Source organism: Mesorhizobium sp. M1329, assembly GCF_040318035.1.
Lineage (GTDB): Bacteria > Pseudomonadota > Alphaproteobacteria > Rhizobiales > Rhizobiaceae > Mesorhizobium.
On record NZ_JAMYLN010000031.1, the window covers coordinates 33,148 to 55,480 of the forward strand.

The 22,333-nt window shown below is 62.7% G+C and carries 18 protein-coding genes; 9 read left to right on the top strand and 9 right to left on the bottom strand.

The window, feature by feature from the left end:
- Positions 1-15: 15 nt before the first annotated feature.
- From accC to NKH21_RS25750, 5 genes are all read right to left on the bottom strand, one after another.
- Entirely contained in the window at positions 16-1,359 is a 1,344-nt protein-coding gene (gene accC, locus NKH21_RS25730; RefSeq protein ID WP_352492533.1) for an acetyl-CoA carboxylase biotin carboxylase subunit, read from the bottom strand.
- A 19-nt stretch (positions 1,360-1,378) separates the two neighbouring features.
- On the bottom strand, positions 1,379-1,837 hold the full coding sequence (accB, locus tag NKH21_RS25735; protein ID WP_352868312.1) for an acetyl-CoA carboxylase biotin carboxyl carrier protein: 459 nt from the start codon (positions 1,835-1,837) through the stop codon (positions 1,379-1,381).
- A 26-nt stretch (positions 1,838-1,863) separates the two neighbouring features.
- Entirely contained in the window at positions 1,864-2,298 is a 435-nt protein-coding gene (gene aroQ, locus NKH21_RS25740; protein ID WP_031211260.1) for a type II 3-dehydroquinate dehydratase, read from the bottom strand.
- Positions 2,299-2,461: 163 nt separating this feature from the next.
- Entirely contained in the window at positions 2,462-3,265 is an 804-nt protein-coding gene (locus NKH21_RS25745; protein ID WP_352868315.1) for a DsbA family protein, read from the bottom strand.
- A 70-nt stretch (positions 3,266-3,335) separates the two neighbouring features.
- Positions 3,336-4,730: a M48 family metalloprotease gene (locus tag NKH21_RS25750; protein WP_352668234.1), complete on the bottom strand. Its 1,395-nt coding sequence runs from the start codon at positions 4,728-4,730 to the stop codon at positions 3,336-3,338.
- Between the two features lie 145 nt (positions 4,731-4,875).
- Here NKH21_RS25750 and NKH21_RS25755 point away from each other — a divergent pair, with 145 nt between their 5' ends.
- Complete coding sequence (locus NKH21_RS25755) at positions 4,876-6,024, top strand: pyridoxal phosphate-dependent aminotransferase (protein WP_352868318.1); 1,149 nt, start codon at positions 4,876-4,878, stop codon at positions 6,022-6,024.
- 11 nt (positions 6,025-6,035) lie between these two features.
- A complete protein-coding gene (locus tag NKH21_RS25760) occupies positions 6,036-6,983 on the top strand; it encodes a glutaminase (protein WP_352668229.1) in 948 nt (315 codons plus the stop codon).
- A gap of 94 nt (positions 6,984-7,077) precedes the next feature.
- On the opposite strand, the gene NKH21_RS25765 is transcribed toward NKH21_RS25760, so the two are convergent.
- The gene (locus NKH21_RS25765; RefSeq protein WP_352668227.1) at positions 7,078-10,062 is read right to left on the bottom strand and encodes an Rne/Rng family ribonuclease; all 2,985 of its coding nucleotides are present in this window, start codon (positions 10,060-10,062) and stop codon (positions 7,078-7,080) included.
- Positions 10,063-10,729: 667 nt separating this feature from the next.
- On the opposite strand from NKH21_RS25765, the gene NKH21_RS25770 reads away from it, so the two are divergent.
- The 6 genes from NKH21_RS25770 to NKH21_RS25795 all read left to right on the top strand — a co-directional run bounded on the left by NKH21_RS25770 (position 10,730) and on the right by NKH21_RS25795 (position 18,209).
- Positions 10,730-11,992, top strand: coding sequence for an N-acetylmuramoyl-L-alanine amidase (locus NKH21_RS25770; protein ID WP_352668225.1), 1,263 nt, complete (start codon positions 10,730-10,732; stop codon positions 11,990-11,992).
- Between the two features lie 214 nt (positions 11,993-12,206).
- Positions 12,207-14,663: a penicillin-binding protein 1A gene (locus NKH21_RS25775; RefSeq protein ID WP_352492524.1), complete on the top strand. Its 2,457-nt coding sequence runs from the start codon at positions 12,207-12,209 to the stop codon at positions 14,661-14,663.
- A gap of 167 nt (positions 14,664-14,830) precedes the next feature.
- Positions 14,831-15,962 (top strand): peptide chain release factor 2 gene (gene prfB / locus NKH21_RS25780; RefSeq protein ID WP_352668223.1). Its coding sequence is split into 2 segments (ribosomal slippage): positions 14,831-14,896 and positions 14,898-15,962, totalling 1,131 coding nucleotides; the frame shifts between segments, so codons are not numbered across the junction.
- 470 nt (positions 15,963-16,432) lie between these two features.
- Complete coding sequence (locus NKH21_RS25785) at positions 16,433-16,819, top strand: hypothetical protein (RefSeq protein WP_352668221.1); 387 nt, start codon at positions 16,433-16,435, stop codon at positions 16,817-16,819.
- A gap of 198 nt (positions 16,820-17,017) precedes the next feature.
- Entirely contained in the window at positions 17,018-17,386 is a 369-nt protein-coding gene (locus NKH21_RS25790) for a GFA family protein (RefSeq protein ID WP_352868324.1), read from the top strand.
- Between the two features lie 175 nt (positions 17,387-17,561).
- A complete protein-coding gene (locus tag NKH21_RS25795) occupies positions 17,562-18,209 on the top strand; it encodes a YiaD family glycine zipper/OmpA-like lipoprotein (RefSeq protein ID WP_254817106.1) in 648 nt (215 codons plus the stop codon).
- Positions 18,210-18,321: 112 nt separating this feature from the next.
- Here the strand turns inward: NKH21_RS25795 and NKH21_RS25800 are convergent, their stop codons facing one another.
- Entirely contained in the window at positions 18,322-18,594 is a 273-nt protein-coding gene (locus tag NKH21_RS25800; RefSeq protein ID WP_023679921.1) for a DUF2798 domain-containing protein, read from the bottom strand.
- 44 nt (positions 18,595-18,638) lie between these two features.
- Positions 18,639-19,523: an NmrA/HSCARG family protein gene (locus tag NKH21_RS25805; RefSeq protein WP_352668219.1), complete on the bottom strand. Its 885-nt coding sequence runs from the start codon at positions 19,521-19,523 to the stop codon at positions 18,639-18,641.
- Positions 19,524-19,643: 120 nt separating this feature from the next.
- Between NKH21_RS25805 and NKH21_RS25810 the strand changes: the two genes are divergently transcribed.
- Positions 19,644-20,537 (top strand): LysR family transcriptional regulator, encoded by an 894-nt coding sequence (locus NKH21_RS25810; RefSeq protein ID WP_352668217.1) that lies wholly within the window; start codon positions 19,644-19,646, stop codon positions 20,535-20,537.
- Between the two features lie 86 nt (positions 20,538-20,623).
- Here NKH21_RS25810 and NKH21_RS25815 read toward each other — a convergent pair whose 3' ends face one another.
- Complete coding sequence (locus NKH21_RS25815) at positions 20,624-22,201, bottom strand: DEAD/DEAH box helicase (RefSeq protein WP_352668215.1); 1,578 nt, start codon at positions 22,199-22,201, stop codon at positions 20,624-20,626.
- Positions 22,202-22,333: the final 132 nt, after the last annotated feature.

The following is a 22,333-nucleotide window of genomic DNA, read 5'->3' on the forward strand; positions in this document are numbered from 1 at the left end:
CGCTTCGCCCCTGTATCACTCGCCTTCGGCCAGGTATTTTTCCAGCCAGTGGATGTCGTAGTCGCCATTGGCGATGTCGGCGTTGCCAACGAGGTCGCGAAACAGCGGCAGCGTCGTCTTGATGCCGTCGACCACGAATTCGTCAAGCGCGCGCCGCAGCCGCATCATGCATTCGACGCGGTTGCGGCCGTGCACGATCAGCTTGCCGATCAGGCTGTCGTAGTAGGGCGGGATTTTGTAGCCGGAATAGACGCCGGAATCGACGCGGATGCCGAGGCCGCCCGGCGTGTGGAAGTGGGTGATGGTGCCCGGCGAGGGGGTGAAGGTGCGCGGATCCTCGGCGTTGATACGGCATTCGATGGCATGGCCATGGAAGCGGATATCCTCCTGGCGCACCGAAAGCCCGCCGCCCGAGGCGACGCGGATCTGCTCGTGCACGAGATCGATGCCGGTGATCGCCTCGGTGACCGGATGTTCGACCTGCAGGCGCGTGTTCATCTCGATGAAATAGAACTGGCCATCCTCATAGAGGAATTCGATCGTGCCGGCGCCGGAATAGCCGAGATCGGCGATCGCCCTGGCGCAGACGCCGCCAATATGCGCGCGCTCCTCGGCATTGAGAGCCGGCGAGGGCGCTTCTTCCCAGACTTTCTGGTGGCGGCGCTGCAGCGAGCAGTCGCGCTCGCCGAAATGCACGCCGCGCCCGGCGCCGTCGCCGAACACCTGCACTTCGATATGGCGCGGCTTCTGCAGATATTTCTCGATATAGACTGCGTCGTCGCCGAAGGCCGCACCCGCCTCCGAGCGTGCCGTCTGCAGCGCCACCTCGAGATCGGCCTCGCTACGCGCCACTTTCATGCCGCGCCCGCCGCCGCCCGCCGACGCCTTGATGATGACGGGGTAGCCGATCGCGGCGGCAATGCGCTTGGCTTCCTTGTCCTCGGTGACCGCGCCGTCGGAGCCGGGCACCACGGGAATGCCGAGGCGTTTTGCGGTACGCTTGGCCTCGATCTTGTCGCCCATGATGCGGATATGGTCGCCGGTCGGGCCGATGAAGGTGATGTTGTGCGCGGCGAGGATATCGGCGAACTTGGCGTTCTCCGACAGAAAACCGTAGCCGGGATGCACCGCGTCGGCGCCGGTGATCTCGCAGGCGGCGACGATCTGGTGGATGTTGAGATAGCTGTCGCGCGACGGCGGCGGGCCGATGCAGACGCTCTCGTCGGCGAGACGCACATGCATGGCGTCGGCGTCGGCGGTCGAATGCACCACCACCGTCTGGATGCCGAGCTCCTTGCAGGCGCGCAGCACCCTGAGGGCGATTTCGCCGCGATTGGCGATGAGGATTTTCTGGAACATCTTTCGCCTGTTCCCGGCTCTACTCGATCACGACGAGCGGCATGCCATATTCGACCGGCTGCGCATCTTCAAACAGGATCGCCGTCACTGTGCCGGCGCGCGGCGAGGGGATCTGGTTCATCGTCTTCATTGCTTCGATGATCAGCAGCGTCTGGCCTTCCTTGACCTTCTGGCCGATTTCGATGAACGGCCTGGCGTCGGGCGACGGTGCCAGATAGGCGGTGCCGACCATCGGCGAGGCAACGGCATTCTTCGACACGTCGGGCGTCGCTGGCACGGCCGCTGCCGCAGGCTGCGCGGCTGCCGGGGCATAGGCCGGCTGAGCTGCGGCGACGGCATGGACGGCCGGGGCCTGCCGCGAGACGCGCACCTTCAGATCGCCTAGCTCGACCTCGATCTCGGTCAGGTTGGTGTCGTTCAGTATGCCCGCCAGATCGCGGATCAGCTGCTGGTCAACACCGTTCTTCTTTATCGACATTTTCGAGCCTTCTGTTTGTTGGCCGGTCATAGGCGTGCAGCCAGCGCCTGCAGCGCCAGCGTGTAGCCGAGCGGCCCGAACCCGCAGATCATGCCGACGGCGACCGGCGCGACCATGGAAACGTGGCGGAATGGTTCCCGCGCGTGGATGTTGGAGAGATGCACCTCAGCGACCGGCAGCGGCGCGACAGCGCGGATGGCATCGTGAATGGCGATCGAGGTATGGCCGTAGGCGCCCGGATTGATGACGATTGCGGCGGCCTTGTCGGCGGCCTCCTGGATCCAGTCGACGAGGTCGCCCTCATGGTTCGACTGGCGGAAATCGATCTCCAGCCCAAGTGCAGCACCTGCCTGCTTGCAGTCGTCGGCGATCGCGGCAAGCGTCTTACCGCCATAGATGCCCGGCTCGCGCTTGCCGAGCGCGTTGAGATTGGGGCCGTTCAGGACGAAAACCGTTTTCAAAAAATGCCGACCTTTCCCGGCGCGGCTCAGCCGGCGCGCCGGACCCTCTATAATGGGCATAGACGCTGGCGAAAAGAGCGCAAGTGCGTTCTTTCGCCGTCCACAACAGCCGGAAAACGGCCCGTGCCGGAAACCCGCAGCCTAATCGAAACCCGAACGCTAATCAGAGCGCGGCCTTCGCCGCCTCGATCTTTTCGGCCAGCACTTCCTGGCCAAGCGCGCCGAACACCACCTCGTTGCCGACCACATAGGACGGCGTTCCGGTGATGGCGAGCTTGGTGGCGAGATCATAGGTCTTGGAGAAGGCCTCAGTGATGCTCGGGTCCTTCATCTTTTCGCGCAGCGCCGCCTCGTCGGCGCCGAGCGACAACGCCACCTTGATTGCCGCCGCCTCGGTGGCGCGCCCCTGGCCGCCGAGCAGCGCATTGTGGAATTCACCGTATTTCTCCGGCTTCATCAAATGGAAGGCCATCGAGACGACGCTCGCCTTCTGCGAATCCGGGCCGAGGATCGGGAACTCCTTGAGCACGAAACGCAGGTCCGGATCGGCCTTGGTCAGCGCGCGCATGTCGTCGATGGCGCGTTTGCAGTAGCCGCAATTGTAATCGTAGAACTCGACGATGGTGACCTTGCCGTTCGGATTGCCGACAACACCGTCAAATGAGGAATTGAAGATCTGGTCCTTGGCGTCTTTGATGACGCCGAGACTGGCGACGCGCTGTTCTTCCTTCTGCTTGGCCTCGAGTGCCTGCTGGGCCTCCAGAAGCACTTCCGGGTTCTTCAGCAGATAGTCGCGGACGATACCTTCGACTTCGGTGCGGTCGAGCTTGGTTTCCGAGGATGCCATCTGGACAAGCCGCGCCGTGCCGGCCTTCGCCGTCTGCGGATTGCCGGCGACGAAGCCGAACGCCAGCATGGCGAGGGCCGCTGCCACTCCGGTAGTGCCCAGCAGAATTGCCTTGGTCATGATCCTCGATCCTCTTGCCTGTGTTCGGGTCTGCTCGGTTTGGCTGCGTCGCAGCCTGCGTCCGAAAGGTTCACTTCTTCTTACCTGATGGTGCGTAGTTTATTATGTCCTGCGCGCGAAGCCAGCCCGGCTCGCCCCGCTTCATGGTCTGCTGCGCCCGCATGGCGAAGATTTTCGCATTCTTGTAGTCGCCGGAATAAAAATGCCCTTCGGCGGTTGCAAGCTCGGCGGCCGGGATGTTGCCGAGTTCCCCGTAGGCCTGTGCCAGATAGCGGTATCCGTCGGCGTTTTCGCGATCCCGTCCGAGGCCGGTGTTGATCTGCGCCACTGCCTTCTTCAGCGAATCCTGCGTGCCGATGGCCATCAGCGCCTGGCCATAAGAGACCGGCAGCAGCCCGGATCGCGCCGGATCGAGGCTGACCGCCTTGGCATAGGCGTCAGCCGCATCCTTCGGCCGGTTCGCCTTCATCAGGATGTCGCCGCGTAATTCCTGGAAATAGGGATTTTTCGGCTGTTCCTTGATCAACGCGTTGGTCTTGCTGAGCGCCGAGGCCAGATTGCCGAAAAGATAAGTCATCTGCGCGTCGCCATAGCGCGAGGCGAGGCTGCCGGGATTCTTGCGCATCAATCGCGACGCCGCGGCCTGGCCTTGCATATAGGCGGCGATCTTGATGCGCATCATATCGTGGCGCTGCTGCAGTGCCGGCGGGTCGACCTTGTCGACGTAAGGGCTCTGCTTCACCAGCACTTCGAGATTGGCGATACGCTCCTGCGGCATCGGATGGCTGATCCTGTAGGGATCGACTTGCGCGCCCGAGAGCGACAATGCGTTCTGGAAGCGGCCAAACGTCTTCAGCATGCCCATGCCGGACTGGCCGGTTGCATTGAGATAGGTGATCGCCGAACGGTCGGCGGTCATCTCCTCGGTGCGCTGATAGGCGAGGATGCTGCGTTGCGCCATCTCGCCGCCGCCGGCCACCACGCCCATGCCGGCGCCGGCGAGGCCGCGGCTGTTGCTGGTGGCGCCGGCCACCATGGCGCCGGCGCCAAGCAGCGTCGCCAGGATCGCCATCGTCTTGGCGCGCTCGAGCTGTTCGCGCAATTTCTGCTGGTGTCCGCCGGCGATATGGCCGGCCTCGTGGGCGATGACGCCGATGATCTCGTTGGGCGTTTCGGCCGTCATCAGCGCGCCGGTGTTGATGAACAGGCGACGGCCGGCAACGAAGGCGTTGAAGCTCTGGTCGTTGACCAGCACGATGTTGATGGCGTCGCCCGACAAGCCCGCTGCCTTGAAGATCGGCCGCGCGTAATCGCGTACCAGCGCCTCGATCTCTGCATCGCGCACAACCGGCACATTCTGCGCAAAGGCATTGACCGAGCCGGCGATGGCGACCACCGCGGCAAGCGAAAGCGTCGCGAGGGCGCGCGCTGTCCTGGCGATCGTCGATTTGGGTCGGCTCAACATGGCAGCTCCACTGGTAGACGAGTGGGCGAAGGATGAAAAGTCGGCAGCCTAAACTTACCGAACTTGTGATCCCCACACCAATCGGGCATTTGTGCGGCGCGGCCAGCATGGCCGGCACGTGCGGACAAGTGTGGTGGATTGAAAAATGGTTGTTTCGCTTTCGCGCCGCGGCGCGGTCGAACCGTTCCATGCCATGGACATCCTGGCCGAGGCGAATCGGCTGAAAGCCAAGGGCCTGCCGGTCGTTTCCATGGCCGTCGGCCAGCCTTCCGATCCGGCGCCAGCCGGGGTTCGCGAAGCGGCGGCCAATGCCCTGAAAGCAGGCCGCATCGGCTATACCGACGCGCTGGGCCTCGCCGGCCTGCGCAAGGCGATCGCGGCGCATTATGGCGAGCACTACGGGCTTGACGTTTCGCCCGAGCGGATAGCCGTCACCACCGGATCGTCGGCTGCCTTTAACCTCGCTTTCCTGGCAATGTTCGATCCAGGCGACCGCGTCGCCATCGCTGCACCCGGCTATCCTGCCTATCGCAACATCATGGCCGCGCTCGGCATCGACATCGCCGAGATCGAGCTCGACGGCGCCGCCTATCTCCACGCCGAGCACCTGCAAGCCGCGCATCGCGAAAAACCTCTGAAGGGCGTGCTGTTCGCCAGCCCGGCCAACCCGACCGGCGCGGTCATTCCCGCCGGCGATCTCGAGGCGCTGGTCGAGACAGCTCAAGAGCTCGGCATCGCCGTGATCTCAGACGAAATCTACCACCGGCTGGCCTATGCTGCGCCCGACACGACCGCGCTTTCTTTCGGCGCGGATGTGACGGTGATCAATTCCTTCTCGAAATATTATTGCATGACCGGCTGGCGCATCGGCTGGATGGTGCTGCCGCAGGAACTGGTGCGGCCAGTCGAGCGCATCGCCCAGAGCCTCTACATCTCGCCGCCCGAACTGTCCCAGATTGCCGCGATCGAGGCGTTCAAGGCGACAGAAGAGCTGGAGGCGGTGAAGGCGCGCTACGCCTGGAACCGCGAGCTCCTGATGCAACGCCTGCCGGAACTCGGCTTTGCGCTTGCCGCGCCGATGGATGGCGCGTTCTACGCCTTCTGCGACGTCACCAGGCACACCAATGACAGCATGGCGTTTGCGCGCAGGATGTTGGCCGAGGCGCATGTGGCGGCGACGCCAGGCCGCGATTTCGATCCGCTGCAAGGCCATCGCACGATGCGCTTTTCCTATGCCGGCAGCCACGACGACATGGTCGAGGCGATGGCGCGTATCGAACGCTGGCTGAAGTAGCAGGGGCGACGATGCCGGAGTTTGATCAGGCGCCTCAACTCGAACATGCGTTGCGCGACGTCGCTGCCGAAATGGCGGAGCGTACCGATCGCGGCGACGTCGCCAGCTATATTCCCCAGCTCGGCAAGATCGATCCGAAAAAATTCGGCATTGCCGCGGTGACCAATGACGGCCGCGTGCTGACCGCGGGCGATGCCGACGAGGCGTTTTCGATCCAGAGCATCTCAAAGGTGTTCACGCTGACGCTGGCGCTCGGCAATGTCGGCGACGCGCTGTGGCAGCGGGTTGGGCGCGAACCTTCGGGCAATCCGTTCAACTCGATCGTCCAGCTCGAGCACGAGAACGGCATTCCGCGCAATCCATTCATCAATGCCGGCGCCATCGTGGTCTCAGACATCCTGCTTGCCGGCCATCAGCCGCGCGAGGCGATCGGCGAGATCCTGCGCTTCATCCAGTTCCTGGCCGATGACGACACGATCATCATCGATCGCGAGGTCGCGGCGTCCGAACGCGCCACTGGCTTTCGCAATTTCGCGCTTGCCAATTACATGAAATCGTTTGGCAATCTCAATCACGCGCCGGAACTGGCGCTGGGCGTTTACTTCCACCATTGCGCGATCGCCATGAGCTGCCGGCAACTGGCCCTGGCCGGCCGCTTCCTTGCAAATGGCGGCAAGAACCCGGCGACCGAGCATTCCGTCGTGTCGGCCGAGCGCGCCCGCCGCATCGGCGCGATGATGCTGACCTGCGGCCACTATGACGGCTCCGGCGACTTCGCTTTCCGCGTCGGCATTCCCGGCAAGAGCGGCGTTGGCGGCGGCATATTGGGGATCGTGCCGGGCGTCGCGTCGCTTGCCGTCTGGTCGCCTGGCCTTAATGCCAACGGCAATTCCAGGCTGGGCTCGATCGCGCTAGAGAAACTGGCGAAGACAATGAACTGGTCGATCTTCGCGCCATAGTCTTGTCGCCTGGGATTGGGACAAAAAGTCCCGCGCAGCCGATCGCCAGCGCGGGACTTTTTAATCAGAAAGTCTGGCTAATGCACGGAAAGGCTTAGAAAAAGCCCTTCCGTTGCCACCAGCCGGCACGCTTCGGCTTGTCCTCGGCCTTTGCTTCCTCGGTCTTTGCCTCGTCGGGGACGATCGAGGAGACGACCGGCACGACCGGAGCATCCACCGGTACGGGCTTGCGCCGCGACGGCCGGACCTTCGGCGCTTCCTCAGCAGCCGCCACTTCGGTCTCCTGCGACACCGGCGCAGCGGTCTCGCCGGAAGCCACCGACGCCGCCTCGGCAGCCGATGTCTCGGCGCCCGCAATCTCGGCAACTGCTTCCGCCGCAACCTTCTTCGGCTTGGCGGCACGGCGCGGCTTCTTCGGCTTTTCGGCGCTCGGCATGTCGTCGTTCGCCGGAGCAAGCACCGCAAGCTCTTCGGCCGGCGGCGCACCTTCCGGCTCGCCGGTCACGGGCTCTGCTTCCGATACGGCACCTTCTGTTATGGCGGCTGGCTCGCCGGCGCCGGCTTCCAAGCCATCCTCGCCGTCCTCACGGCGATTGCGCTTGCCGCCGCGCTTGCCGCGCCGGCGCTTCTTGCCGTGACCGTCGTCCGCCGCTTCCGCCGTTTCGGCAACATCGGCCGGCGCTTCACGTTCCGCTTCGGCGGCTTGGTCGTCCGAGGCTACGAAGGCGTCGTCTGTCGGCGCCGAAACGGAAGCACCTTCCATAGCAGCGCCGTGCTCGCGGTCGCCATGTTCGCGATCCCCGTGGTCGCGATCGCCATGTTCACGATCCTTGCCGCCGCGCCGTCTGCGGCGCTTGCGGCGCTTGCGATCGCGGCCTTCGCCGTCCTCGCCGGACCTTGGCTGCTGCGGCTGCTGGACAGGGCGTGGCTGCTCGGCCTGCACCGGTGCCTCGTCTTCCTCCTCGATGACGATCTCGTCCTCGGGTTCTTCCGGCTCGACATAGGCCGGGAACGTGCGGACCTCGACGAAGCCTTCCGGCTTTTCGGCCAGCGCACCGCGGAAGATGGCATAGTGTTGTGCACCGACCGCGTCATCGGCTTCGATGGTGATGGTCACGCCGAAGCGGTGCTCGAATTCCACCAGCGTGCCGCGCTTGTGATTGAGCACATAGAGCGCGGTTGCTGCCGGCGTCCGCACCGTGATGTGGCTGCGCGAATCCTTGAGCAGGAATTCCTCGATTGCCCGCACCACCATCAGCGCGACCGAGGAATCGGAGCGCACGTGGCCGGTGCCGCCGCAATGCGGGCAAGGCTTCATGGTCGATTCCAGCACGCTGGCACGGATGCGCTGGCGCGACATCTCCATCAGGCCGAAATGCGAGATGCGGCCGACCTGGATACGGGCACGATCGTTCTTGAGGTGATCCTTCAGCCGCTTCTCGACGGAGCGGTTGTTGCGGTTCTCCTCCATGTCGATGAAGTCGATGACGATGAGGCCGGCGAGATCGCGCAGCCTCAATTGCCGGGCGACTTCCTCGGCGGCTTCCAGATTGGTGTGGAGTGCAGTGTCCTCGATCGAGTGCTCCTTGGTGGAACGGCCCGAATTGACGTCGATGGCGACCAGCGCTTCCGTCTGGTTGATGATGATGTAGCCGCCGCTCTTCAGCGTCACCTGCGGCTGCAGCATGCGGTCGAGCTGCGCTTCGATGCCGTTGCGCACAAAGATTGGCGTCGTGTCGCGGAACGGCTGAACCACCTTGGCGTGGCTCGGCATCAGCATGCGCATGAAGTCCTTGGCCTCGCGGTAGCCTTCTTCGCCGGAAACCAGGATCTCGTCGATATCCTTGTTGTAAAGGTCGCGCACCGAACGCTTGATCAGGCTGCCTTCCTCGTAAACCAGGGCAGGGGCCGTGGATTGCAGCGTCAGATTGCGGACGTTTTCCCAAAGCCGCATCAAATATTCGTAGTCGCGCTTGATCTCTGCCTTGGTGCGGCTTTCGCCGGCCGTACGCAGGATGACACCCATGCCCTGCGGCACTTCGAGATCGGCGACGACTTCCTTCAGCCGCTTGCGGTCCTGCGCATTGGTGATCTTGCGCGAAATGCCGCCGCCGCGTGCCGTGTTCGGCATCAGCACCGAATAGCGGCCGGCCAGCGACAGATAGGTGGTCAGCGCTGCACCCTTGTTGCCGCGCTCTTCCTTGACGACCTGCACCAGCAGGATCTGCCGGCGCTTGATCACTTCCTGGATCTTGTACTGGCGGCGCACTGGCTTGCGCCGGTTGCGCACTTCTTCTAGCGCGTCTTCGGCGCCGACCGATTCGACCTCGTGATCGTCCGGATGCGAGGATTGCACCTCTTCCAGCATGCCGCGGTCATTGTCTTCGGAGGTTGCTTCGCTGCTTGTCTCGGCCCCGCTTGTCTCGGGCCCGCTTAGCTCGACTTGCGGGACGGCTTCCGAGATTACGTCGGCATCGATGCTGGCAGCGATGGAACTGGAACCGCCTTCGGACGGCTCGGTCTCACCGCGATCGGCGACTTCATCGCTCTGTCCGGCAGCATCCTCGCTCTGTCCGGCAATGTCGGACATGGTGTTGTCGGCAGCGGAATCCAGGTTTTCTGCGACGGCATCTTCGCCGTTCTCGCTATTCTCACCGTCGGACGCGCCTGCCTCGCGCCTGTGTTCGCCGCGGTCGCGGGTCTTGCCGCCGCGCCGGCGTCCGCGCTTGCCACGGTCGCGGCTCTGGCGGTCCTCGCCTTCGGCGACTTCCTCGTCCTCTTCGTCCTGGGCCTCCTGTGCTTCCGCACGCAGCAGCGCCTGACGGTCGGCGACCGGAATCTGGTAGTAGTCGGGGTGTATTTCACTGAAGGCGAGGAAACCGTGACGGTTGCCGCCATATTCGACAAAGGCTGCCTGGAGGGAAGGTTCGACGCGCGTTACGCGGGCGAGATAGATGTTTCCTTTGAGCTGCTTCTTGTCCTGGGATTCAAAGTCGAATTCTTCAATACGGTTACCGCGAACGACGACAACGCGTGTTTCCTCCGGGTGGGAGGCGTCTATCAGCATTTTGTTGGGCATTATCTCGTTTCCTCCCGGCAGCCGTCGGCCGCAGCTTGCAGGACAATGCCCGCTGCCGTGGACCTGGAACATGGGTGCCGGACAATTGAACGTCCGCCGGCCGCTGCCTGAGCGCCATGGCGGTGCCGCCCGCAGCCGTAGTGGCGCGGTTTGTTGCGGACCTTTCCATGATTGCGCTTGAAGCCATCGTCACCAGCAGAACCTTTTGAACCAAAGCCCGGGAAAAACCGGACCAGCTTGTTTGCTCATACAGAGCCGGCACGGGACAATCCCGGCCGTTTTGCTCACGCAGGCGATTCCCCCGCCACGGGAGCACGCCTGCGAAAATCGTCGCGATCACCGATGCCTTCTTCGCCTGAAGCGAAAGGAGCCGTCTTGCGTCTGACCTGTAGCAGGAAGCTGCGGAGGAGGACGGTTCCAGGATTGCAGTGATCCACCATCGCTTTTATGATTTGGCGGGTTGGAAGGCAACCCCGATTCCCGATGCCGGCAAAAAGCCGTTCCGCAGCGGAAGCCCCGGTCCCAAGCCTTCCATGAAAAGGCTTGGTTAACCTTCTCTGGATACCAATCGTTAATCGAGTTCGCGGCCTGCCAGAACTTTGACAAGCAATAAGGCACTTCGACAAGCCATCGGGCATGACGCCAAACGGGAGCGACTGGTAGAAAGATGGGACTGGCAGGCTTCGCAGACAAGGGCCGTCATCATGGAGGCCGGTTCTTCCGCACCGCCTGCCTGCTGCCGCTGATCCTGGCTTGCCTGGTCTTTTCGCCGCTTTCGCGTGCTGCCGACGCACCGCTCGGTGCCACAAGCTACAAGATGGCCGGCGATGCCACCAAGATGCGCATCGTCATCAATTTCGACCGCGAGCCCGACATCAAATGGTTCCTGCTGCGCGGCCCCAATCGTCTGGTCATCGATCTGCCGGCCACGAGATTCGCCCTCAATGCCAAGGATGTGAAGCCGCGCGGGCTTGTCCGCGCCGTGCGTTACGGCGAACTCGGCGAGAGGAAATCGCGGCTGATTCTCACCGGCAAGGGACCGTTCGCCGTCGACAATCTCGACGTGCTCAAGAACGATGACGGCAAGGGCTACCGCATCGCCATCGACATGTCGGCGGCGTCGCAGCGGGAATTCGATGCGGCGCTCGCCAATCAGGCGCTGACCACCGGCTCGACGGTCTCCGCCGACAAGGCCGGCAGGGTCGGTACCGGGCCGGTCTCCAATCCGGGCCATCGTTTCACCGTCGTCATCGATCCCGGCCATGGCGGCATCGACGGCGGTGCCGAGGGCCTGAACGGTACGGTCGAGAAGAACGTGACGCTCGCCTTCGCCATGGAACTGCGCGACAAGCTCGCCGCCGGCGGCAAATACGACGTGTTCCTGACGCGTGAGACCGATGTGTTCCTGCGGCTCGACGACCGCGTGCGCATTGCCCGCCAGCATGAGGCCGACCTGCTCATCTCGATCCATGCCGACACGATCAGCCTCAAGGGCATCCGCGGCGCTACCGTCTACACCGTGTCCGACAAGGCTTCCGATCCCGAGGCGCAAGCGCTTGCCGACCGTGAAAATCTTTCCGACCAGTTCGCCGGCATGGAGATCAAGGACGACAGCAAGGAAGTGACCGATATCCTGATCGACCTGATCCGCCGCGAGACGCATAATTTTTCGATGAGCTTTGCCCATACTCTCGTCGGCCAGCTTTCCACCAGCGTCGGCCTGATCAACAACCCGCAGCGTTCTGCCGGCTTCAAGGTGCTGAAGGCGCCGGATGTTCCATCCGTGCTGGTCGAACTCGGCTATCTGTCAAATGCCAAGGACGAAGCACAGTTGCTCAGCGCCGATTGGCGCAACAAGGCGACCCAGAGCATAACCAACGCCGTTGCACTGTTTGCTTCGGCCAAGAGCGGAACGGGGGCCGGAGGCTGAAATGCCCGCCGGCGCCCACAACCTGAAGCAGCGTTGCACGGCGACAACACCCTGTGCTTTTATTTCCGGCATTCGAAACCGAAATTCCATGCTGCCGTATTTTGCCCACATGGTCGCGACATGGGTTTTGCGATTACGGTTTGGGATCGTCCCGAAAGCTTGCGTGAAGGGCGGCTTCGTTTAGGAAATTCCCGAACCAAGGACTGGAGCGGGTATGATTCGTCTCATTGGCTATTTCTTCGGCATCGGCACGACGCTGGCCCTTTTGGTCGCGGCGGGCGTGGCGATCTATATCGGCCATTTGTCGAAGGACCTGCCCGATTACGAGGTGCTGGCCAAATACGAGCCGCCGGTGACGACCCGCATCCACGCGTCGGATGGCGCGCTGATGGCCGAATATGCGCGTGAGCGGCGGCTTTATCTGCCGATTCAGGCGATCCCGGATCGCGTCAAGGCGGCCTTCCTGTCGGCCGAGGACAAAAATTTCTACAACCACCCCGGCATCGACGTGACTGGCCTTGGCCGCGCCATTGTCGTCAATCTGCAGAATGTCGGCTCGGGAAAGCGCCAGGTCGGCGCCTCGACCATTACCCAGCAGGTGGCGAAGAACTTCCTGTTGTCTTCAGACCAGACCTACGAGCGCAAGATCAAGGAGATGATCCTCGCCTTCCGCATCGAGCAGGCCTACTCGAAGGATCGCATTCTCGAGCTCTATCTCAACGAGATTTTCTTCGGCTTCGGCGCCTATGGCGTCGCCGGTGCTGCGCTCACCTATTTCGATAAATCGGTGAACGAGCTCACCGTGGCCGAGGCCGCCTATCTCGCCTCTCTGCCGAAGGGTCCGAACAACTATCATCCCTTCAAGCATGCCGATCGCGCCTTGGAGCGCCGCAACTGGGTCATCGACCAGATGGTCGAGAACGGCTACGTCACACATGAAGAAGGCGAGAAGGCCAAGGCCGAGCCGCTCGGCGTCACGCCGCGCCGCACCGGCAATTATCTCTTCGCCGGGGAGTATTTCACCGAGGAAGTGCGTCGCCAGATCATCGCGCGCTATGGCGAGAATGCGCTCTACGAAGGCGGCCTTTCCGTCCGCACGACGCTCGATCCGAAGATGCAGCTGATTGCCCGCAAGGCCATGCAGAACGGTCTCATGAAGTTCGACACGCTGCGCGGCTACCGCGGGCCGGTCACGAGCATCGACATTTCCGGCGACTGGGGCGTGCCGCTGGGCAACGTCAAGCGATTGGAGGACGTGCCGGAATGGTCGCTCGCCGTCGTGCTCGACAGCTCGGCCACCGGCCTGTCCATCGGCCTGCAGCCGACGCGCCAGATCTCCGGCGAAATCGTCAAGGACCGCGTCGAAGGCACTGTCAGCAAGGAAGACATGAGCTTCGCCATGCGCCACGTGGTCGACGGCAGGACCGTCAAGGCGAAGTCGCCGGCCGACGTGCTGAAGCCGGGCGACGTGATTTTCGTGCAGAAGAACGACGGCTCGGACAACAGCTACAGCTTGCGCCAGGTTCCTGAAGTGGAAGGTGGCCTGATCGCCATGGATCCGCATACCGGACGCGTCCTGGCCATGGTCGGCGGTTTCTCCTACGCGCAATCGGAGTTCAACCGGGCGACGCAGGCCATGCGCCAGCCCGGATCGTCGTTCAAGCCGATCGTCTATTCGGCCGCCCTCGACAATGGCTATACGCCTGCCTCGGTGATCATGGACGGGCCGATCACCATCCAGAGCGGCAACACGACCTGGACGCCCAAGAATTACGACGGAACGGTGGCCGGCCCGGCGACCTTGCGCTCCGGTATCGAGAAATCGCGCAACCTGATGACGGTGCGGCTTGCCAACGACATGGGCATGAAGCTGGTCGTGGAATATGCCGAGCGTTTCGGTGTCTACGACCATCTGGCGCCGTATCTGCCGATGGCGCTGGGATCCGGCGAGACGACGGTGATGCGCATGGTGTCGGCCTATTCGATCATGGCCAATGGCGGCAAGTCGATCAAGCCGTCGCTGATCGACCGCATCCAGGACCGGTATGGCAAGACCGTCTTTAGGCAGGACGAACGCGGCTGCTCGAACTGCAACGCCGCAGAATGGCAGAACCAGCCCGAGCCGGAGCTGGTCGACAACTCCGAGCAGGTGCTCGATCCGATGACGGCCTACCAGATCACATCGATGATGGAGGGCGTCGTGCAACGCGGTACCGGCGCCACCATCAACGAACTCGGCCGTCACATCGCCGGCAAGACCGGAACGACCAACGACGAAAAGGATGCCTGGTTCATCGGCTTTACGCCGAACCTCGTTGTCGGCCTCTATATGGGCTACGATCAGCCGAAAGGTCTCGGCAAGGGCGCGACCGGCGGCGGCCTTGCCGCGCCGATCTTCAAGGACTTCATGCGCGTGGCGCTGGACGGCACGCCCAATGTCGACTTCAAGGTTCCGGAAGGCATGAAGCTGATTGCGATCAATCGCAAGACCGGCATGCGGGCCAACGCGGGCGACGCCGGAGCCTTCATCGAAGCCTTCAAGCCGGGTACCGGTCCCGCCGACAGCTACTGGGTGATCGGCATGGGTGCGGACGGCTCCAACGCCACCGGCGGGGCGCTGTCGCCGCAGGCCAACCAGGCCATCCAGTCGGGCGGCGGCGGGCTCTACTGACAATCGCTACATTGTGTCGGGCCGGCTTGACGATCATGGTCGAGCCGGCCCATCCCGCTTTACAGGGGCCGGTGCTTTACAGGGGCGGGCGCTTTACAGGAGACCGTGCCGTCCCTATGTATCGCGCCACCAAACCGCCATCCAGCAACAGGACAGAACAGCCAGCCATGCGCGCGGAAACGCAAAATATTGTCGACGAGATCAGGCAGGCGATCACCCTGCTGAGGAGGCATCTTTGACTGGGACCAAGCCATAAAGCGGCTTGAGTACCTGAACGTCCGCGCCGAGGATTCCAGCCTCTGGAACGAGCCGCTGGAAGCGCAAAAGCTGATGCGCGAGCGTCAGGGCCTCGAGGAAGGCATTGCCGCGGTCAAAGGCCTCACCCAGGCCCTGGAAGACAATATCGGCCTGATCGAGCTTGGCGAGGAAGAGGGCGACGAGGGCGTCATCGCGGAGGCCGAAGCGGCGATCCGCTCGATGCGCGGCGAGGCCAAGGCGCGCCAGATCGAAACGCTGCTGTCGGGCGAGGCTGATACCAACGATAGCTATCTGGAAGTCCATGCCGGCGCCGGCGGCACCGAAAGCCAGGACTGGGCCTCGATGCTTCTGCGCATGTATACGCGCTGGGCCGAGCGCCGCCGCTTCAAGGTCGAGGTGCTGGAAGTGCATGACGGCGAAGAAGCCGGCATCAAGTCCGCCACGCTGCTGGTCAAGGGCCACAACGCCTATGGCTGGCTGAAGACGGAATCCGGCGTGCATCGTCTCGTGCGGATTTCGCCCTATGACAGCAATGCGCGCCGCCACACCTCCTTCGCCAGCGTTTGGGTCTATCCCGTCATCGATGATACGATCGACATCGACGTTTCCGAATCCGACGTCCGTATCGACACGTATCGTTCCTCGGGATCGGGCGGCCAGCACGTCAACACCACCGATTCGGCGGTGCGCATCACCCATCTCGCCACCGGCATCGCGGTCGCCTGCCAGGCGGAGCGCTCCCAGCACAAGAACAAGGCGAAAGCCTGGGAAATGCTGCGCTCGCGGCTTTACGAGGAAGAGCTGAAGAAACGCGAAGCGGTGGCGAACGCCACGGAAGCGTCGAAGAGTGATATCGGCTGGGGCCACCAGATACGTTCCTACGTGCTGCAGCCCTATCAGTTGGTGAAGGATCTGCGCACCGGTGTCGAGAGCACCAGCCCGTCGAGCGTGCTCGACGGCGACCTCGACGATTTCATGGAAGCCTCACTGTCGCAGCGGATCGAGGGTGGCGCTGGTGAAACGGTGGCCGATATCGACTGAGGGTGGCGGCACCAGTCCGGCAGTACCTGGTTTCATCACGCGAGAGTTACGGCCATCGCGCGAGAGTGACGAGCTCTCAATTTGAACTTACCTGTCGTTCTACAACTTTGTTTTTCATCGAATTTTTCAAAATCGATTTCGGCTTTTGACGCGGATGCCTCGGGCCTGCCGGTGCCAAGCCTGGAACCAGCGCGAGCCGATCCCGTTATTGGCGATCCCACTGCCGGGGTTGACCAGGTTTCGTCAATCAGGACGGCAGGTTGGTTCCGGTTGCAGAGGTCGGCGTTCGGTTGCGACAGCAATTCCTTGCGCCAACCAAGGAATCAGCCCAGCATTCATGCGCTGGGGAGGAAAAAAGCATTTATGGCCGGACGCGGCGTATCTGCGACCTGACGATCCGGCCACTGGGAAGACACGTTCCGGGAACGGGCAAGCGAGATGCTTGACAACCGTTGATAGGAACTGCGCTCATGCCTGCTCTCACAACCAGACCGGCCCCAGTCGCCCGCACGGCGCGCCGACTCCTGAATTCACTTGTCGCGGCAGCGGTTTTGATAGCTGCCGCCATTCCATTTGCAGCGCCTGCTCTGGCGCATGATGCCAAGCCGACCGCGGCCATGCCGCAAGGCTGGAGCTATCCGTTCTCCTGCTGCTCGGGCTATGATTGCCGCGAGGTCTCTCAGACATCGATCAGCGAACGTCCCGAGGGCTATGTCATCAAAGGGACCGGGGAAGTCGTGGCCTATAGCGACAAGCGGATCAAGAATTCGCCCGACGGCGAATATCATTGGTGCTCCGTTGCCGGTGCCAATGACGGAAAGACCATCTGCCTGTTCGTGCCCCCATCGTCCTATTAGCGCATGACGCCCAAAAGCTTGCCCGCGGGGTGACACCGAGGGGTGCAGCGGTTTTGAATCGGTGGGCCTTCGAACGGCAACCCAGTACTTTTAACCTGTGCATCGCAGGCTCACAGGTCGCTGACAGGCAGTTGTCAGGAGCGTTCCTTTATGCTGCCTTTGCCGTACGGGGCGGCGGCATTGTGAGGGACTAAATCCATGCCCATCAAGGCAAGCTGCCACTGCAAGGCGACGACATTCGAGGTTTCGCAAGCGCCACAGACAGTGACGCGATGCACCTGTTCCTTCTGTTCGAAACGCGGTTCGTTGTGGGCCTATTACACCCCATCGCAATTCAGGCTCACCAGCCCGCCGGAGAATGTCTCGTTCTACCAGTGGGGATCAAAAACCATAAAACACGGTTTTTGCGCCACCTGTGGCTGCGGCACCTTCACCGAGACGCCGGACTGGTCGACAGGCGAGCCGAATTTCGACAATCCGAAGATCAGCGTGAACTCGCGGCTGTTCGACGATTTCGATCTCGACAAGGTCGAAGTGGTGGTCATCGACGGCAAGAATCTCTGGTAGCCGGTCGAATTGCGGTGGTCGCGCGAGCCGCTGCAGGCGTGTGGAATTGAGCCGGGGAAAGCCGCGGGAGCGGCTTTTGCTGGTCCGCTTTTCGCCGCATTTCATGTTACAAGTCTGCTGGAAGGGCTGATGCGGTGCGCCGTTGCGCGGCCGTGGAATGGAGAGGGACCACCGTATGAAAAAGATTGTGCTCGCCGTCGTGGCGACGGCTGTGCTCGTGAGCGCATGCACCACCGATCCCTACACCGGGGAACAGAAGGTTTCCAACACCGCTGCCGGCGCCGGTCTCGGTGCTTTGGCGGGTGCCGGGCTCGGCATGCTTGCCGGCGGCAACGACCGCCGCAACGCGCTGATCGGCGCGGGCATCGGTGCGCTTGCCGGCGGTGCCATCGGTGCCACCATGGACCAGAATGAGGCCGAACTGCGCCGGCAGCTTCAGGGCACCGGCGTCAGCGTCACCCGCACCGGCGACCAGATCATCCTCAACATGCCGTCCGACATCACCTTCAACGTCGACCAGGATGCGGTGAAGGCCGGTTTCTATCCGGTGCTGAATTCAGTGGCCCTTGTGCTGAAAAAGTTCCGCCAGACCACGGTCGACGTGTTCGGCCACACCGACTCGACCGGCAGCGACGAGCACAATTTCGACCTGTCGCAGCGGCGCGCATTGGCGGTCGCCAACTATCTGTCTGGACAGGGCGTCGATTCCCGCCGCTTCGCCGTCACCGGCTTCGGCAAGACGCGTCCGATCGCCTCCAACGCGACCGCTGCCGGCCGGGCTCAGAACCGCCGCGTCGAGATCCAGCTGTCGCCGCTCACCTGAGGCAAGCGCCCGAACCGGGAGCGGCCCCGCAAAGGGGCCGCTCTAAATGGTTGTGGCGGACCGCCGGCCGCCGGCGCCCTTCGTTCGTGATGTCAGGACGGGGTTCGTGATGTCAGGACCGGGCCGGCTGATCGACAATCGCGGCAACGATCCGGCGCACGATCGGAAGCACGATCAGCAGACTGGGAAACGCGACAAGCCATGAAGCGCCCCATGCATAGCTCCAGGCCGCTATAAACCCGTTCGTCCAGCCTGCGCCGATTGCCGTCGAAACCGCCGAGACAATCGAGGACATCAGAATTGAAAGAACCAACGGCATCACCACCGCGCCGTAGGAGGGCGGCAGCTTTCTCAATTTGAAGGCTCGGTCCGGTGATGCTTGCATCGAAATCTTCCAATCAAAAATGTGCGTAAGCGTTGTGAGGACGATCAGGCGGCATATGCCGTCTGCAGCGCCAATTCCCGAATGAAGCTTCGCAGCGAACGCGGCTCGCGGCCAAGCGCGGCGCGCAACGTCAGGCTGTTCCCGCCGAGGCCGTATTTGGCGTAGTGGCTGTGTACTTTGGCCAGCATCTGCAACTGGCGGTCGGTATAGGGAAGGCGGGCCTTCGCCGCCCAGTCCTGAAATGTCGGCTCGCCCGCCGAAACCGGCCGGCCAAGCGCTTGGCTCATCATGGCGACGACCTCTTCGCGACTGTGCATACCGTCGGCGCACAGCTCGAGGGTCGCATAGGACAAACGCGCTTCGGTCAGTGCGATCGCCGCCACTTCAGCGACATCGCGGTAGTCGACGCGGGCGAGCTTCGCCGTCTTTGGAAACGGCTCGGCGAAAACGCCGTGCTCGACAACGGACGGCCAGGCGGCCGCGATATTCTGCATGAAATTGGCCGGGTGCAGAATGGTGTATTCCATGTTTGTCGAATAGAGGGCAGCTTCGACGGGTATCTTGCTTGCATGGTTTTCCAGCCTCGTATTGGTGGGCTGGATCACCGACGAAAAGACGAACTTTCGAACGTCTGCTCGCGCCGCTGCCTCAACCATGGCAACCCCCATGGCGGCTTCGTCGGGAGCAAAGGCCGGTCCGATGTGGAAGACACCGTCGACACCTTTCACGGCCTGCTCAAGGCTCTGATGGTTGCGCAGATCTCCGATCGCGATCTCGGATGCGCCGGCTTTCCGGGCTTTTTCGGCACTCGCGGCGTCACGAACAAGCGCCCGAACCCCGGCATTGCGGCGGACGAGTTCAGGCACCACCAAGCCGGCAACGCGGCCTGCGGCGCCTACGACCAGGATGGTTGGACTGGGTGTTCGCATGACGATCTCCTTCCCTCGAGTCTGCCTTTCGGCCAATGCGGGGAAGATAAAGTCTGGCGAACTTCGTTACAATTCATCGATTTTGCGATAGTTTCTCTCGATTTTCGGGAGAAATAGGCGATGAGCCGGATAGATGATTTCGAAGCCTTCATTGCCATTGTCGAACATGGCAGCCTGACGGCTGCCGCACGCCGGCTGAACCGCTCGCTGCAGTCGATCAGTCGGTCCCTGGCGACATTGGAGGAATCAATCGGGGTCGAGCTTCTGCACAGGACGACACGCCGCTCGACGCCGAGCGAAGCCGGAGCGGTCTTTTTCCAGCGCATCAAACCCGCCGTCGAGGAAATTAACGAAGCCAGGCTTCAAGCAGCCAATCGACGGTCGGAGCCATCCGGCATCCTGCGTGTGAGTGCCCCGGTTCTGTTCGGCCCGGACTTCCTCGTGCCGGTTATCGCCGACTATATGCGGACATATTCCCGGGTCGAGGTTGACCTCCAGCTTTCCGACGAATTTGTCGATCTTGATGCCGAGGGTCTCGATCTGGCGGTAAGGATCGGCAATTTGCCGGATTCCAATTTACGTGCGAAGCGCCTGGGGGCGCTGCGGCGCGTGGTGTTCGGCGCACCTGCCTACTTCCAGCAACAAGGCCGACCGGCCCATCCGCTCGAATTGCGTGAGCATGAATGCATCGTACGAACCGTCGACGGCCGCCCAGGCGAATGGATGTTTCAGATTGAAGGTAAGCCCCGGCCGGTGAAGGTCGCGGGCACCTTCCGGTCGAATTTGATGATATCGATCTATGCGGCCGCGGTTCACGGATTGGGTTTGGGCTACTCGCCGCTTTGGCAGGTAAAACACCTCGTGGACGATGGCCGCCTGGAACTGGTTCTGACCGAATTCGAGCCAGTGCCGGTGCCAATACACGCCGTGTGGCCGGAAGGCAGATCGTCCTCGGCCAAAGTTCGCGCTTTTCTGGACCTGCTGGCATCCCGCCTGGAGCTCAAGAACCTTTAGCGCAAAGCGATGCAAGCCCTGGAAATGTGCCACGGAAGGGTGTCATCTGGAAGGAACTGCGCGTCGGTGTACGCGCGAACGCCGTCTCAGACCTTGGCGACGATGCGCATAAAGGCTGGCATGTCGTCGCCGAAGCCGACGGTTGCGTCATTGTCTTCCTGACGCTGGCGGGCAGGGCGCTCGCGCTGTGGCCTGGTGTCGCCGGGTTCCGGCGCGCGCCGTTCGTTGCGATCGGGCGAAGCTTTGCGTTCGGTGTTTTCGGAGCGGATCGCGTCCTTGCGGGTACGCCGCTCGCCAATGTCGGCGACGGCGGCTTCGGCCACGACCGGCTGTTCCTCGCTAACCGCTTCCGGCGCCGTTTCCTCGCCACGTTTGGCCTGGCGTTCACGCGGTTTGCGTTCGCCCCTGTCCTTGGCGTCGTCCTTTCGGCCGGCGCGGCGTGGTGCACCGCGGCCACGGCGCGGGGCCTCATCCTCGCCGCCCTCGCTGGCGACGACCGTCGACAGGTCGCCGTCGTGCCATTCGATCTTGGTGCCGATCAGCCGCTCGATGGCGTCGATGTATTTGGTGTCCGATTTGGTCGCGATGGTGAAGGATTTGCCGGAGCGTCCGGCGCGGCCGGTACGGCCGATGCGGTGGACGTAATCCTCGGCGTGGATCGGCACGTCGTAATTGAAGACATGGCTGACATCGGGAATGTCGAGGCCGCGCGCCGCGACGTCCGAAGCAACGAGGTAGCGCAGCTTGCCGTCGCGGAAATTGGCCAGCATCTGCATGCGCGCACGCTGGTCCATGTCGCCGTGCAGAGCGCCGGCGTCGAAATCATATTTCAGCAGCGAGCGGAACAGCTCCGATACTTCGATCTTGCGGTTGCAGAAGATGATGGCGTTCTTCAGCTCGGCATCCTCGGCCTTCATCAGATTGCGCAGCGTCTCGCGCTTGTCCCAGGGCTTTGGCCCGGATTTCACCAGCCGCTGGATGATGTTGGTGGCGGCAGATGCTGCCTTCGACACTTCGACGCGCACCGGCGCGTGCAGGAATTTCTCGGTGAGCTTGGTGATCTCCGGCGGCATCGTCGCAGAGAAGAACAGCGTCTGCCTGGTGAACGGGATCATCTCGCAGATACGCTCGATGTCGGGGATGAAGCCCATGTCGAGCATGCGGTCGGCCTCGTCGATGACGAGGATCTCGACGCCGTTGAGCAGGAGCTTGCCGCGCTCGCGATGGTCGAGCAGACGGCCGGGGGTCGCAATCAGCACGTCGGCGCCGCGCTCGAGCTTCTTGTCCTGCTCGTCGAAGGACACGCCGCCGATCAGCAGCGCGATGTTGAGCTTGTGGTTCTTGCCGTATTTGACGAAGTTTTCCTCGACCTGCGCGGCGAGCTCGCGCGTTGGCTCGAGGATCAGCGTGCGCGGCATGCGGGCGCGGGCGCGGCCCTTTTCCAGCCGGGTGAGCATGGGCAGGACGAAGGACGCCGTCTTGCCGGTGCCGGTCTGGGCAATGCCCAGCACGTCCTTGCCGAGCAAGGCGTGCGGGATAGCACCAGCCTGGATCGGCGTCGGCTCGGTGTAGCCGGCATCGGTAACTGCGGAAAGGACCTTCGGCGACAGGCCGAGGTCTGCGAAGGTCAACGCTTCTTGAGCGATCTGGGTGTCTGAGGACAAGTTTGGCTGTCTTTGGCTGGTTCGGGGGCGCAACATAAGCAGTCGCGGCAAGCGCCGCGCGCCTGCAAGATTGGTATTGCAGGTAGGCGCAAGCCCACGATTTGTCAACACAAACGGGCGGCATTGGCGCGA